This is a genomic window from Mycolicibacterium vulneris (assembly GCF_002104765.1).
GTDB lineage: Bacteria > Actinomycetota > Actinomycetes > Mycobacteriales > Mycobacteriaceae > Mycobacterium > Mycobacterium vulneris.
Map to the genome: position 1 here is coordinate 22,091 of NZ_NCXM01000024.1, position 13,942 is coordinate 36,032.

Sequence of the window (13,942 nt, forward strand, 5' to 3'; positions counted from 1 at the left end):
CCGGCGGCTCGGGCATTCAGCGCACACGGCATCGTGCTCACCGCGTTAATCAAGCCGGCTCCGGTAGGCGAGCTCACGCCCGATCCGCCCCAGATCCCGCCACCACCAACGGTTAAGCCGCTCGAGCCGCCCGTCGCGGCGGCCCCACCCCGGGCGGAGCAACCGCTGTCCCCGCCGCGGCAACAAGGACCCGCACCGCAACAGGACGCACCACCGCCGCCTGCACCGCCTCCTGCACCGCCGCCTCCGCCCCAGCCTCCACCGCGGGGCCATGTCCAGCTCTCACCGTGATCCAAAAGCCGTGTGAAAAAGCTATGACATGCATCGCTGCGCTCGGCGGGACGCATCATTTCGTCCCCCGAGCGGCGGGCGGGGGCCGGTGCTGGTCAGGACTGGCAGCGATAGGCGGCCGGCGGTGGTGTGCCTGCGACCAGATAGCGGACGACGGCGTTGTCCACGCATTGGTGGCCGTTGAACACCGCGGTGTGCTGCGTGCCGTCGTAGGTGATCAGCGGGCCGCCCAGCTGGCGGGCCAGGTTCACGCCGGCCTGATACGGCGTGGCCGGATCGTGGGTGGTGGAGACGACGACGACCTTGCCGGCGGCCATGGGCGGTGCGGCGTGCGGCGCCGACGTCGCGGGCACCGGCCATAGCGCGCATAAATCGCGGGGAGCGTTTCCGGTGAATTGGCCGTAGCTGAGGAACGGCGCGGCCTGACGGATGCGCCGATCGGCGCTCACCCAGCTGGCCTGGTCGGTCGGATTCGGCGCGTCGACGCAGCGGATCGCGTTGAAGGCATCCTGGTCGTTGGCGTAGTGCCCGTTCTTGTCGCGCCCGTCATAGTCGTCGGCGAGCAACAACAGGTCACCGGCGTCGGTGCCGCGCGCCAGGCCGAGCAGGCCGCTGGTCAGGTATTTCCAGTGCGCCGGCGTGTAGAGCGCGTTGATGGTGCCGGTGGTCGCGTCGGCGTAGCTCAGGCCGCGCGGGTCCGCGGTGCGGCCCGGCTTGGTCGCCAGCGGGTCGACCAGCGCGTGGTACCGGTTGACGAATTGGGTCGGGTCGGTGCCCAGCGGACAGCCCGCCGAGCGGGCGCAGTCGGTGGCGTAGTCGTTGAAAGCGGTTTGGAATCCCGCCATTTGGTTGACGTTCTCGTCGATCGGCCCGACGGTCGGGTCGATGGCGCCGTCGAGCACCATCGTGCGCACGTGGTTGCTGAACTTCTCCAGGTAGGCGGTGCCCAACTCGGTGCCGTAGCTGTAGCCCAGGTAGTTGATCTGGTCGTCGCCCAGCGCCTGGCGGACGGCATCCATGTCGCGGGCGACCGAGGCGGTGCCGGTGTGGGCCAGGAACGCCGCGCCCATCCGGCTGACACACTGCTGGGCCAGCTGCCGGTAGAGCTGCTCGATATGCGCGACCCCGCCGGGGCTGTAGTCGACCATCGGCTCACGCCGGTACGCGTCGAACTCGGCGTCGGTCCGGCAGCGCAGCGCAGGCGTCGAGTGACCGACTCCCCTCGGATCGAAGCCGACCAGATCGAAGTTGCGCCGGACCGGAGAGTCCTCCAGGTTCGAGGCCATCGCGGCCACCATGTCGACCGCCGAACCGCCGGGACCGCCGGGATTGACCAGAAGCGATCCAACCCGTTGGCCCGTCGCGGGTACCCGGATCACCGCCAGCTTGGCCTGCCCGCCGCCGGGGTTGCTGTAGTCGATCGGCACCGACACGGTGGTGCACTGTGCGGTGGGGACTTCGCTTGTGTCATCGACGAATTGGCCGCAACTTCCCCAGCCCTGCGGCACCGCGGCCGACGGCGGATTCGGGCCCGGCGTCTGCCCGGCGCCGGGTTCCGGCGTGGCGACGGCCCCGGGCGGCGCGAGGACGCAGGGACCACCGAGCAGCAACCCGAATGAAAACAGCGCCGAGCTCAGGGATCTCAGGCGCGACATGGCTGTCATCGTTGCAGCCCCGGGTACCCGTGACAGCGCGAAACGGTTACGCCTTGGTCTCAGAGCCCTACGGGCACAGCTTGATTGCCGCCCTGCCGCGTCAGCACTTGGCGCCGTCGGGCGGGATGGACCCGCTGACCAGATACGCCGTGATGTAGTTGTCGATGCAGCCGTCGCCCTGGAAGACCACGGTGTGCTGGGTGCCGTCGTAGGTGAGCAGGGAGCTGCGCAGCTCGTTGGCCAGATCGACGCCGGCCTTGTACGGGGTGGCCGGATCGTGGGTCGTCGACACCACCACCGTGGGCGCCAGGCCGGGCGCGGAAATGGTGTGCGGCTTGCTCGTTGGCGGCACCGGCCAGAACGCACAGGTGCCCAGCGGGGCGTTGCCGGTGAACTGCCCGTAGCTCATGAACGGCGCGACCTCGCGGGAGCGGCGGTCCTCGTCAACCACCTTGGCGCGGTCGGTGATCGGCGGCTGGTCCACGCAGTTGACCGCCACCCGCGCGTCGGTGGCGTTGCTGTAATGACCGTGCGAGTCGCGGCGCATGTACATGTCGGCCAGGGCGAGCAGGGTGTCACCGTGGTGGTCGACGAGTTCGGACAGGCCGTCGGTCAGGTGATGCCACAGGTTCGGCGAGTAGAGCGCCATGATGGTGCCGATGATCGCGTCGGAGTAGCCCAGCCCGCGTGGGTCGTTCGTCGGGACCGGCCGGCCGACCATGGGGTTGTTGGGGTCGACCAACGGGTCGACCAGGCTGTGGTAGACGTCCACCGCTTTGGCCGGGTCGGTGCCCAGCGGGCAGGTCGGTTGCTTCGCGCATTCGGCGGCATAGTCGTTGAACGCATCCTGGAATCCCTTGGCCTGCCGAAGATCGGCTTCGATCTGATCGGCGTTGGGGTCCACCGCGCCGTCGAGGATCATCGCCCGCACGTTGTGCGGGAACGCCTCGGCATACGCGGAGCCGATCCGGGTGCCATAGGAGTAGCCGAGGTAGGTCAGCTTCTCGTCACCGAGCGCCGCGCGGATGGCATCGAGATCCCGTGCGACGTTGACGGTCCCGACGTTGGCCAGGAAGTCCTTGCCCATCTTGTCGACGCAGCGGCCGACGAACTGCTTGGTTTCGTCTTCCATGTGGGCCACGCCCGCCGGGCTGTAGTCGACGTTGGGCTCCGTGCGCAGCCGGTCGTTGTCGGCGTCGGAGTTGCACCAGACCGCCGGGCGCGACGCCCCGACCCCGCGGGGGTCGAAGCCGACGAGGTCGAATCGCTCGCGCACCTTCTTGGGCAACGACTGGACGACGCCCAGCGCCGCCTCGATGCCGGACTCCCCCGGCCCGCCGGGGTTGATCACCAGCGAGCCGACCTTGTCTCCGGTCGCGGGGAAACGAATCATGGCCAGCGTCGCCACGTCGCCGTCGAGGTGGTCGTAGTCGACCGGCACGGCCAGTTTGCCGCACAGTGCGCCGGCCGGGAGTTTGACCTTCGGGTTCGCGGCCCGGCACGGCGTCCACTCCACCGCCTGGCCCAGCTTCGGCCCGGACATGACGGCGCGTCCGACCACGACGCGCACGCAGCCCGCCAGAAGCAGCGCGATGGCAGCCATCGACGTCCAGATCAGCAGCGTGCGCGCGATCTTGGCGCGACGAGACAGGCCCATGCCAACCTATGCTGCCAGAGGAAACCTGAGATCGGCGATTGGCGGCACCGACGCCCGGCTACCGCGCGGCCGCGAGCAGCTCCTCCATGCCCACCGCGAACTCGTCGGCCATCTCCCATAAGTCCGGCAGCAGATCCGGGCAGGCGACGAGCCCGATGTCGAGTTTGCCGTGCAGCGACATCGCGGTGATGTTGAGTCCCGAGCCGTGGAATATCGGCCCCAACGGATACATTGATTTGACCTCGCAGCCCAGCATGTACAGCGGAACCTGCGGTCCAGGCACGTTGGAGACCACCAAATTGTGCACGGGCATGCTATCGGTGAATCGGGTTCTCGAGTAGATCCGCATCGCGATGCCGAAAACCGCCGGGGCGGCGAATTGCGACCAATCCTGCAGCAGTGACGCACCGATGGCTGAACTGTGTTCCTTGGCAACCGAATTCGCCTTGGCGATGGCTTTCAGCCGTTCCACCGGATCGGTGATCTGGGTGTGCAAACTGGAAAACATCGCCGATACCTGATTACGGCCGGGCCGGTCGGATTTGCCGTGCACCGAAACGGGGACGGATGCCACCAGCGACGAATCCGGCAATTCGTTTCGGTCCGTCAGGTATTGGCGAAGCACACCCGAAACCAATGCCATCACAACGTCGTTGACTTTGACGCCAAAATGGTTCTTCACCCCTTTGATGTCGTCGAGATCCAATTCGGCATAAGCAACGTTGCGGCGGTCACTGATCCTGGCGTTGAACGCGGTTCGGGGCGCCGCGAAAGGACGGGCCATCGCGAGGCCTTCGCGCGCCCGTCGCACGGTGGCGAGCACCGACGAGACTGTGTCGGGCACCACGTTGGCGAGGTGCAGCGGTCGGGCCGCGAAGCGGACCAGCCCACCGGCCGCGATCTGCCAACCGTGGGCCCCGCCGACGCCCTCGGCCGGCTCCGGGGCGGGAGCGTCGGCTTCGGTCGCGCACAACTGCGACATCAGGTTGGCACCGGTCACCCCGTCGACGCCGGCGTGGTGCACCTTGGTCATCACCGCCAGCCGCCCGTCGCGGTGGCAGTCCGTGCCGGCCACGCCTTCGATGACCCACATCTCCCAGAGCGGCCGGCCGCGGTCCAACGGCCGCTCGGCGATGTGGCCGCAGATCTCGGAGAGCTCGGCCCGCCCTCCCGGCGCGGGGACCGCAATGCGGTGCAGGTGGCGATCGATGTTGAACTTGTCGTCGTCCACCCAGACCGGGTGGTCGAGATTCAGCGGACTGTTCGCGAGCTTTTCGCGGAACGCCGGGATCGCCTTGATGCGTAGCGCAAGGGCGTCGCGCAGCCGGTCGAAGCTGTAGCCGCCCGGAGCCGTCGACGTGTCCAGCTCGACGATCGAGCACACGTGCATGGGCTGTGACGAGGTCTCCAGGTACAGGAAGCTGGCATCCAGTCCACTCAGCCGCTGCATGCGCGCATGGTATGTCTCACACCGTCGCGGCGATGCAACTGCGCGAAAGAAATGGCAGAATCGAGTAGTCCGACGAACCCGGGGACCCGTAGCGGCCACGAGGATCGAACCGACCACCATTAGGGACAATGATGTCTGAGCACAACGTTTACGGTGCCAACTCGCCTGCGCAGCCCGAAAAGCCGCGGACCAAGATTCGCACCCACCACCTGCAGAAGATGAAGGCGGAAGGCCACAAGTGGGCCATGCTCACGGCCTACGACTACTCGACCGCCCGCATTTTCGACGAGGCCGGCATCCCGGTGCTGCTGGTCGGTGACTCGGCGGCCAACGTGGTGTACGGCTACGACACCACAGTGCCCGTCTCGATCGACGAGTTGATTCCGCTGGTGCGCGGCGTGGTGCGGGGTGCCCCGCACGCGCTGGTCGTCGCCGACCTGCCGTTCGGCAGCTACGAGGCCGGGCCGGCCGCCGCACTGGCCGCCGCCACCCGATTCATGAAGGAGGGCGGCGCGCACGCGGTCAAGCTCGAGGGCGGTGAGCGGGTGGCCGAGCAGATCGCCTGCCTGACCGCCGCGGGCATCCCGGTGATGGCGCACATCGGGTTCACCCCGCAGAGCGTCAACGGCCTGGGCGGCTTCCGGGTGCAGGGCCGCGGTGACGCCGCGGAGCAGACGGTGCACGACGCGATCGCCGTCGCCGAGGCCGGCGCGTTCTCCGTCGTCATGGAGATGGTGCCGGCCGAACTGGCCACCCAGATCACCGGCAAGCTGACCATCCCGACCGTCGGCATCGGCGCCGGACCCAACTGCGACGGCCAGGTCCTGGTTTGGCAGGACATGGCCGGTATGAGCAGCGGCAAGGCCGCCCGCTTCGTCAAGCGGTTCGCCGACATCGGTGGGGAATTGCGCCGGGCCGCAACGCAATATGCGCAAGAGGTGGCCGGCGGGGTCTTTCCCGCCGACGAGCACTGCTTCTGATCCGTCGGTAACGGAGCCGTCTCGATGGGTGGCGGTGTTTTGCCCGGTCACGTCGCCGGTCTGAGGTACACGCCTGGTCGACGCGTTATCCCTGTCGCTGTGAAACCGCTGAAAAGCGTTGCGGTACAGGGATGTACGATGGCTCGCAGAGACGAACCGAACTCTGACGAGCAGAGGTGGACCACATCGACCGGGGGAATCGCGGTGCCTTCGTGCACCGTCGAACGGTGTTGGCTTTGTCGCTGTTGGCGACGGGAGGCATGGCTTTGGCCCAGACACCACGCGCTTCGGCGCAACCGCCCAACACCTCGCCGCAGGCAAGCCGCTGGTCGCCCGAACGGGCCAACCGCTGGTATCAGGCGCAGGGCTGGCCGGTCGGCGCGAACTACATCACCTCCAACGCCATCAATCAGCTGGAGATGTTCCAGCGCGAAACCTTCGACCCCCGGCGCATCGATACCGAACTGGGCTGGGCGCGGACCAACGGGTTCAACGCGATACGGGTCTTCCTGCACGACCAGCTCTGGGCGCAGGACTCCCGCGGGTTTCAGGGCCGGCTCGCCCAATTCGTCGACATCGCCGCCCGCCTCGGCATCAAACCGCTGTTCGTCTTGTTCGATTCGTGCTGGGACCCGTTCCCCCAGGCCGGTCCGCAGCGCGCGCCGCGGCCGGGCATCCACAACTCCGGCTGGGTGCAGAGTCCAGGGGCGGCGCGCCTCGACGATCACGGCTACCTGCGCACCATGCGCGGCTACGTCACCGGGGTGCTAACGCAGTTCCGCAGTGACGACCGCATCCTGGGCTGGGACCTGTGGAACGAGCCGGACAACCCGGCGAACGCCTACGCCTCGGTCGAGCGCAAAGACAAGGTGGACCTGGTCGCCCAGCTGCTGCCCCAGGTGTTCGAGTGGGCGCGGTTGGTCGATCCCTGCCAGCCGCTGACCAGTGGCGTCTGGCACGGCGAGTGGGCCGACCCGGGACGCCGCAGTGTCATCAGCAGCATCCAGCTCGACAACTCCGACGTCATCACGTTCCACTGCTACGCCGGCCCGGAGGAGTTCGAGAGACGCATCGGCGAGCTCGTCCCGCTGGGCCGGCCCATCCTGTGCACCGAGTACATGGCCCGGCCGTTGGGCAGCACGGTGCAGTCCATCCTGCCGATCGCGAAGCGGGCCGGCGTCGGCGCGTTCAATTGGGGATTCGTCGCCGGCAAAACGCAGACCTTTTTCCCGTGGGATTCCTGGGACCACCCGAACCCGGATCCCGCGATGCCGCAGGAGTGGTTTCACGACCTGCTGGCCCCCGATGGACGGCCATTCCGCGACACCGAGATCCAGACGATTTTGGAGCTGGGCGACCTGGCGATGCACCTGCAACAACCGCCACCACGACCGGCCGGCTGACGGCGATCGCTCAGCGGCACCGATTCTGGAAGTCGGTCAACGGCTGGCGAATGCCCTCGAGGTCGGCGTGGGTCTGCGGGTTGGCGTCCATGTACTGCTTCAGCTGCGCACGCATGTCGTCGCGCGGCTGCCCCTTCAAGCTGGTGAAGTACGCGTTGACGTCGGGGTGGGTGAACAAATACGCCGACGTCGCCGCGGCCACGCCCGACGAGACCTGGGCAAGATCGGCCGCCGTGCAATTCGGTTGCGACGAGGGCGCCGGTTCCGGATCGTCCATCGGCCAGTCCGCGGCGGCCGAACCCGCCGTCGCGAACAGCACTGCCACACTGACCGCACCGGCCGCCATTGCCCCGGCCACAACTCGGGCCGCCAGGTGAACAAAAGACACCATGGAAACGCTCCTTCGTCTTCGCATCCGCAACCGCGGCGGTTATCGGTACCGCAAACCATAAGGGGTTTTCTCGCCGCGCATGCGCTAATCACCGGCAAAGGAATACGGAGCGATTCTTCGATCTGGGCCCGTCGGCCGGGCCGCGAGGGCAGAATGCTTTACGGGTGGCAGGAAGGAGACCGCAGATGATTCGGCGCCGCTGGTTTGCCGCAGTGCTGGTGTTCTCGGGCATGGCCACAACTCCCGCAATTGTCGTTGCCAGCCATTCCGCCGATCGGGCGGAGGCGACCGTGTGTGTGAACGCGGGCCGGCGTATCTCGGTCAGCGGGTGCAGCAACATCGCCGACAACATCGAACGCTATGTCCCGCCGCCGGCCGCGTATGCGCCGCTGCCCGAGGACGACGCGCCGCCTCCTCCCCCGCCGCCCTAAGGGCCGCCGCGACGGGCGCTCCACTCGCCGGCCGATCTCCGCCGGCCTCGTCGTTTCGGTGTGGCAGGCTATGGGTGCTCATTTCCCATCCGATCTGTTCGCCGCCGCGGCGACGCGCCCAACGCGCCCTCAATGGAGCCGAAGATGCCTGCAAAAGCGCCGCAACCCTCGCGTCATCTCGAGGTCGAGCGCAAGTTCGACGTGGTCGAATCCACCGTGTCACCCTCGTTCGAGGGGATCGCCGCGGTCGCCCACGTCGAGAAGTCACCGGCGCAAACCCTGGATGCGACGTACTTCGATACGCCCATACACGATTTGGCGCGCAACAAGATCACCCTGCGCCGCCGCACCGGTGGCTCCGACGCGGGATGGCACCTGAAGCTGCCGTCCGGTCCCGACGCCCGCACCGAGGTCCGGCTACCGCTGGACGCATCGGACGGAAACGACTCCGTGCCCAACGAGTTGACGGACGTGGTGCTGGCGATCGTCCGCGACCGCCCGCTGCAGCCCGTCGCGCGCATCACCACCCGGCGCGAAAGCCAGGTGCTGTACGACTCCGCGGGCACCGCGCTGGCCGAGTTCAGCAACGACCATGTCACCGCGTGGTCGACGCGGGGATCCGAGGACACCGACTCGCCCACCGAACAGGAGTGGCGCGAGTGGGAATTGGAGCTACTCGAAGCGAGCGGGCTCTCCAACGGGACGGCCGGCGTCGAGCTGCTGAACCGGTTGAGCAACCGGCTGCTGGACGCCGGTGCCGCGCCCGCGGGTCACGGCTCCAAGCTGGCGCGGGTGCTCGGCACGCCGCCCACCGGCGCCACGTCGTCCGAAGACCCGCTGCAGCGCGCGATCGCCGAGCAGATCCGCGAGCTGGTGGTGTGGGATCGCGCGGTACGCGCCGACGCCTACGACTCCATCCACCAGATGCGGGTGACCACCCGCAAGCTGCGCAGCCTGCTGCGGGATTACCAGGAGTCGTTCGGGCTGCCCGAGGAGGGCTGGGTCCTGGACGAGTTGCGTGAGCTCGCCGGAATCCTGGGCGTGGCGCGCGACGCCGAGGTGCTCGCCGAGCGATACGAACGCGACTTGGACGGGCTCGCACCGGAATTGGTGCGCGGACCGGTGCGCGAACGCCTGGTCGGGGGCGCCCGGCGGCGCTACCAGACCGGGCTGCGCCGGTCATTGATCGCCATGCGCTCGCAGCGGTACTTCCGCCTGCTGGACTCCCTCGACCTGATAGCGGCCGAGACCCCGGGCGCCGCCACGGCCGAGGAACAGCCGCCGGTGACCATCGAGGCCGCCTACAAGAAGGTCCGCAAGGCCCAGAAGGCCGCCGCCCAGGTCGACCGCGAGCACCCGGACCACCAACACCAACGCGACGAGGCGATCCACCGGATCCGCAAGCGCGCCAAGCGACTTCGCTACACGGCCTCCGCCACCGGCGCGGCGAAGGTGTCCGAACAGGCCAAGGCGGTCCAGTCGCTGCTCGGTGACCATCAAGACAGCGTCGTCAGCCGCGAGCATCTGCGTCAGGAAGCCGAGATCGCGCACGCCGCAGGCGAGGACACCTTCACCTACGGCCTGTTGTATCAGCGGGAGGCCGACCTGGCCGACCGCTGCCGCGACGAACTCGACGACACCCTGCGCGAACTCGCCAAGGCGGTCCGCAAAGCGGGCCATTAGAAGGCGGACGAGTTGGCCTGTAAGCCGGATTCTGTTCCCCGCCGCCGCGCATAAGCAACGGCGACGCGGCGGCGACCATCCATCTGGACACACCGTCACCGGGTGCCTCGAGCGGCCTACCCGCAGGCTCGGGCGAGCAGCCCTCGAACGCCTGCGCGGCCGCACCAGAGGTGCGGCCTTCTTGGCCTTGCTTCGGGTGGGGTTTGCCTAGCCACCCCGGTCACCCGGGATGCTGGTGCGCTCTTACCGCACCGTTTCACCCTTACCACCGCGAGGGTGGCGGTCTGTTTTCTGTGGCACTTTCCCGCGAGTCACCTCGGATTGCCGTTAGCAATCACCCTGCTCTGTGAAGTCCGGACTTTCCTCGAACCGCTTGTGACGGTCCGCGGCCGCCCGGCCAACTCGTCCGCGACGAACTACGGTACTACCTGCGGCATGCTGGGGCCAGCAACTATGGCTCGCGCGGTTCTATCGTGGACCTGATGGACCGATGGAAAAAGCGTGTCGACATCGGCGATTGGGGCGCCATCGCCACCGCGGTCGGCGAGTACGGCGGCGCGCTGCTGCCACGGCTGGTCACGTCGGGTGAAGCGGCCCGGCTGCGCAAGCTCTACGCCGACGACGACCTGTTCCGGTCGACCATCGACATGGCGCCCAAACGCTATGGCGCCGGCCAATACCGCTACTTTCACGCGCCCTACCCCGAACCGATCGAAGAGCTCAAGCAGGCCCTCTATCCCCGGCTGCTGCCGATAGCGCGCGATTGGTGGGGCAAGCTCGGTCGGGACGCACCCTGGCCGGACCGCCTCGACGATTGGCTAGCGGCCTGTCACGCCGCAGGTCAGAGCAGGTCGACCGCCCTGATGCTGAAATACGGTGCGGGCGACTGGAATGCGTTGCACCGGGATCTGTACGGTGACTTGGTTTTCCCGCTCCAGGTCGTCATCAACCTGAGCAACCCCGAGACCGACTACACCGGCGGCGAGTTCCTGCTCGTCGAACAACGGCTGCGGGCCCAATCCCGAGGCATGGCAACGCACCTGCCGCAGGGACACGGGTATGTCTTCACCACCCGGGAGCGCCCGGTGCCGTCGGCCCGGGGGTGGTCCGCGGCGCCGGTGCGCCACGGCGTCTCGGTCGTTCGCTCCGGTGAGCGCTACGCGATGGGGTTGATCTTTCACGACGCGGCATAGGCGGCGGACTATCCCGTTCGCCGCAACACCATGATGTTGTCGGCCATCGTCCCGACTTCCCCGTTCGGGCCGACCATTTCGCGGTCGACGGCCTCGGTCCGCAGCCGCGTCCACCGCGGCGCGTCCAGGTTCAGCGACCCCAGGACCTCCTCGAAACCGGCGAAGTGGTGATCGTGATGCTCCGCCCATGGCGGGGGCGCCCCGTGGTCGACGATCAACAGCACCCCACCACGATCCACCCGTTCGGCCGCCCGCTGCAGCACCCCGTCGCGTTCCAGTCGCGCCGGCGAGTGCAGATACTGCGCGGACACCAGGTCGAAGCTCCCGTCGGGCAAGCTCTCGTTGAGGTTGTGTCGCTGAAAGTCGATGTGTGCGAGCAAGTTCCGTGCCGACGCGGCCTCGGTGGCGCGCTGCAGCGCGGTGGCGGAGATATCGACGGCCACCACCTGCCAGCCGCGCTCGGCCAGCCACAGCGCGTCGGCCCCCTCGCCGCAGCCCAGGTCGAGCGCCCGGCCCGCCGGCAGGCCGGCGGCCACCTCGGCCAGGCGCGGATTAACCCGTCCGCTCCACGCTCGCTCCACCGAGCGGTAGCGCTCCTCCCAGAACCGCTGGGCGTCATCAGGTTTGCACGAATTGTCCACACCGCGAGCTTGCCTACCCGGCGCGGCTTTGCCAAGCTGAATTGCCATGCAGGCAAAATCCACCCCAGACATCGATCTTCTGGTGCGCCGGCGGCTGCGCGAACTGCGGGTGCAGCGAGGCTTGACGCTGCAGGAGGTCGGCCAGCGCGCCGGCATCGACGTCTCGACGCTCAGTCGCCTCGAGTCCGGGAAACGCCGGCTGGCACTGGATCACCTGCCCCGGCTGGCCCGGGCCCTGTCAGTCAGCACCGACGAACTGCTGCAGACGCCGCCCACTCCCGACCCGCGGGTGCGCGGTTCCGCGCACACCCACCACGGCGTCACCTATTGGCCGCTGACCCGCCAGGGCCCCGCCGGTGGCCTGCACGCGTTCAAGGTCCGGGTCAGCGCGCGTCGCCGCACCCCGCCCACCGACCTGCCGGTGCACGAGGGCCAGGACTGGATGTATGTGCTTTCCGGCCGGATGCGGCTCATCCTGGGCGAGCGCGACTTCACCATCGACCCTGGCCAAGCCGTCGAGTTCTCGACGTGGACGCCGCACTGGTTCGGCGTGGTGGACGGGCCGGTGGAGGCCATCGTGATCTTCGGAGCGCACGGCGAGCGGCTCCACCTGCATAGTTGATCCGCCCTGGACCATTGCCCAACAGGCACGCCGGTGCCAGGCTGACCGCATGACAGAAGCCGAAAGTTTCGTCGACCAAACGGTCACGGGGCTCGCGGAGCCGCAACCGATGTATAAGGCGCTGCGCGAAACCACCCCAGTGTTCCGGTCGCCGCAGGCGGTCGTTCTCAGCCGCCTGGCCGACATTGAAATGGCGCTCAAACACACTGAGCTGTTCTCGTCGAACATGGATGCGGTCGACCTAGGTAACGTGCGTCCGCTGATCCCGCTGCAGATCGACCCGCCCGAGCACGCGAAGTACCGGCGGATCCTCGATCCGCTGTTCACTCCGCGGGAGATGGCCCGGCGCGAACCACGCGTCACCGAACTGGTCAACGAGATGATCGACCGCTTCGCCGACCGCGGCGAGTGCGACTTCCATACGGAGTTCGCGGTGCCGCTGCCCTGCACCGTCTTTCTGCAGCTGCTCGGCCTGCCGCTGGACGACCTCGACCAGTTCCTGGTGTGGAAGGACGGCGTTATCCGCCCCGAGGGCGACTCGGGTTACGACCGTCGCCACGAGAGCGCCGCCGGCGTGGCCCAACAGATCTACGAGTACTTCGACCGCGCGATCGACGACCACATCGCCAGCCCGCGCGACGACGTGCTGTCCGCGATGATCGCGGCCAACTTCAAAGACGAGGCCGGCCAACCACTGTCGCGCGAGGAGCTGCTCGACATCTGCTTCCTGTTCCTCATCGCCGGACTGGACACGGTCACCGACTCGCTCGACTGCTTCTTCGTGTATCTGGCGCGTCACCCCGATCACCGTCATCAACTCGTCGAGCAGCCCGACGTCTTGCCCAGCGCGGTCGAGGAGTTGTTGCGTTGGGAGACACCGGTGCCCGGCGTCGCCCGGGTGGCCATCCAGGACGTCGAGGTGGGCGGGTGTCCGATCAGCAAGGGCGAGCGGGTCAGCCCGTTACTGGGGGCGGCCAACACCGACCCGGCCGAGTTCCCCGACCCGGAGCTGGTGGACTTCACCCGCAACCCCAACCGGCACCGGGCTTTCGGCGGCGGGCCGCACCGCTGCCTCGGCTCGCACCTGGCCCGCATGGAGCTTCGGGTGGCGTTGCGCGAATTCCACCGTCGCATCCCGGATTACCAGATCAAGCCCGGCACCGAGCTGACGTACACCGCCGCGCTGCGCTCGGTGGAGTCGTTGCCGCTGGTCTTTCCGGTGTCATGAGTCGCGCCGGGGACGATGCAGAGCGAAGCGACGAGGTGGGGGCACCGCCCGCTTGCGGGGGAGAACGGCGCCGATGACTAACGTCGCCGTCGATCCCGACCGGTGCACCGGGCACGGACGCTGCTACACCCTGGCGCCCGACGTCTTCGACGCCGACGAGGCCGGGCACTGCCTGGTGCTCGTCGCAAAGGTGTCCGGCGAGCTCGAAACGCAGGCCGCCACGGCCGAGCAGAATTGTCCGGAAAGCGCCATCACTGTGGCCCGTTGAACACCGGTCCGGCGACGAACGCCGGGCATCGAACCGTGCTAGAACACGC

At 68.0% G+C, this 13,942-nt stretch carries 13 protein-coding genes and 1 other RNA gene; 8 read left to right on the top strand and 6 right to left on the bottom strand.

The window, feature by feature from the left end; translation table 11 throughout:
- Positions 1-386: 386 nt before the first annotated feature.
- The 3 genes from B8W69_RS20940 to B8W69_RS20950 all read right to left on the bottom strand — a co-directional run bounded on the left by B8W69_RS20940 (position 387) and on the right by B8W69_RS20950 (position 5,053).
- Complete coding sequence (locus B8W69_RS20940; RefSeq protein ID WP_110882010.1) at positions 387-1,955, bottom strand: alpha/beta hydrolase; 1,569 nt, start codon at positions 1,953-1,955, stop codon at positions 387-389.
- A 91-nt stretch (positions 1,956-2,046) separates the two neighbouring features.
- Positions 2,047-3,603, bottom strand: a complete 1,557-nt coding sequence (locus B8W69_RS20945; RefSeq protein ID WP_085291694.1) for an alpha/beta hydrolase — start codon at positions 3,601-3,603, stop codon at positions 2,047-2,049.
- A gap of 58 nt (positions 3,604-3,661) precedes the next feature.
- Entirely contained in the window at positions 3,662-5,053 is a 1,392-nt protein-coding gene (locus B8W69_RS20950) for a WS/DGAT/MGAT family O-acyltransferase (protein WP_085291695.1), read from the bottom strand.
- Positions 5,054-5,184: 131 nt separating this feature from the next.
- Here B8W69_RS20950 and panB point away from each other — a divergent pair, with 131 nt between their 5' ends.
- Both panB and B8W69_RS20960 read left to right on the top strand, forming a co-directional pair.
- Positions 5,185-6,033 carry a 3-methyl-2-oxobutanoate hydroxymethyltransferase gene (gene panB, locus B8W69_RS20955; RefSeq protein WP_064949996.1) on the top strand — a complete coding sequence of 283 codons (849 nt, stop codon included), beginning with the start codon at positions 5,185-5,187 and terminating at the stop codon, positions 6,031-6,033.
- Between the two features lie 212 nt (positions 6,034-6,245).
- Positions 6,246-7,436, top strand: coding sequence for a glycoside hydrolase 5 family protein (locus tag B8W69_RS20960; RefSeq protein ID WP_085291755.1), 1,191 nt, complete (start codon positions 6,246-6,248; stop codon positions 7,434-7,436).
- Positions 7,437-7,446: 10 nt separating this feature from the next.
- Here the strand turns inward: B8W69_RS20960 and B8W69_RS20965 are convergent, their stop codons facing one another.
- On the bottom strand, positions 7,447-7,827 hold the full coding sequence (locus tag B8W69_RS20965) for a heme-binding protein (RefSeq protein WP_439330632.1): 381 nt from the start codon (positions 7,825-7,827) through the stop codon (positions 7,447-7,449).
- A gap of 185 nt (positions 7,828-8,012) precedes the next feature.
- Here B8W69_RS20965 and B8W69_RS20970 point away from each other — a divergent pair, with 185 nt between their 5' ends.
- Together B8W69_RS20970 and B8W69_RS20975 are read left to right on the top strand one after the other, a co-directional pair.
- On the top strand, positions 8,013-8,258 hold the full coding sequence (locus B8W69_RS20970; protein ID WP_085291697.1) for a hypothetical protein: 246 nt from the start codon (positions 8,013-8,015) through the stop codon (positions 8,256-8,258).
- Positions 8,259-8,402: 144 nt separating this feature from the next.
- Positions 8,403-9,941 (top strand): CYTH and CHAD domain-containing protein, encoded by a 1,539-nt coding sequence (locus tag B8W69_RS20975; protein WP_085291756.1) that lies wholly within the window; start codon positions 8,403-8,405, stop codon positions 9,939-9,941.
- Positions 9,942-9,945: 4 nt separating this feature from the next.
- Here B8W69_RS20975 and rnpB read toward each other — a convergent pair.
- Positions 9,946-10,346: RNase P RNA component class A (rnpB, locus tag B8W69_RS20980), an RNA gene on the bottom strand.
- Positions 10,347-10,423: 77 nt separating this feature from the next.
- Between rnpB and B8W69_RS20985 the strand changes: the two genes are divergently transcribed.
- Positions 10,424-11,134, top strand: a complete 711-nt coding sequence (locus tag B8W69_RS20985; RefSeq protein WP_085291758.1) for a 2OG-Fe(II) oxygenase — start codon at positions 10,424-10,426, stop codon at positions 11,132-11,134.
- A gap of 8 nt (positions 11,135-11,142) precedes the next feature.
- Here B8W69_RS20985 and B8W69_RS20990 read toward each other — a convergent pair whose 3' ends face one another.
- A complete protein-coding gene (locus B8W69_RS20990; RefSeq protein WP_085291757.1) occupies positions 11,143-11,775 on the bottom strand; it encodes a class I SAM-dependent methyltransferase in 633 nt (210 codons plus the stop codon).
- A 46-nt stretch (positions 11,776-11,821) separates the two neighbouring features.
- On the opposite strand from B8W69_RS20990, the gene B8W69_RS20995 reads away from it, so the two are divergent.
- The 3 genes from B8W69_RS20995 to B8W69_RS21005 all read left to right on the top strand — a co-directional run bounded on the left by B8W69_RS20995 (position 11,822) and on the right by B8W69_RS21005 (position 13,893).
- On the top strand, positions 11,822-12,397 hold the full coding sequence (locus tag B8W69_RS20995; RefSeq protein ID WP_085291698.1) for a type II toxin-antitoxin system RelB family anti-toxin: 576 nt from the start codon (positions 11,822-11,824) through the stop codon (positions 12,395-12,397).
- 49 nt (positions 12,398-12,446) lie between these two features.
- The gene (locus B8W69_RS21000; protein WP_085291699.1) at positions 12,447-13,625 is read left to right on the top strand and encodes a cytochrome P450; all 1,179 of its coding nucleotides are present in this window, start codon (positions 12,447-12,449) and stop codon (positions 13,623-13,625) included.
- 73 nt (positions 13,626-13,698) lie between these two features.
- Positions 13,699-13,893, top strand: coding sequence for a ferredoxin (locus B8W69_RS21005; protein WP_085291700.1), 195 nt, complete (start codon positions 13,699-13,701; stop codon positions 13,891-13,893).
- The last annotated feature ends 49 nt before the right edge of the window (positions 13,894-13,942 follow it).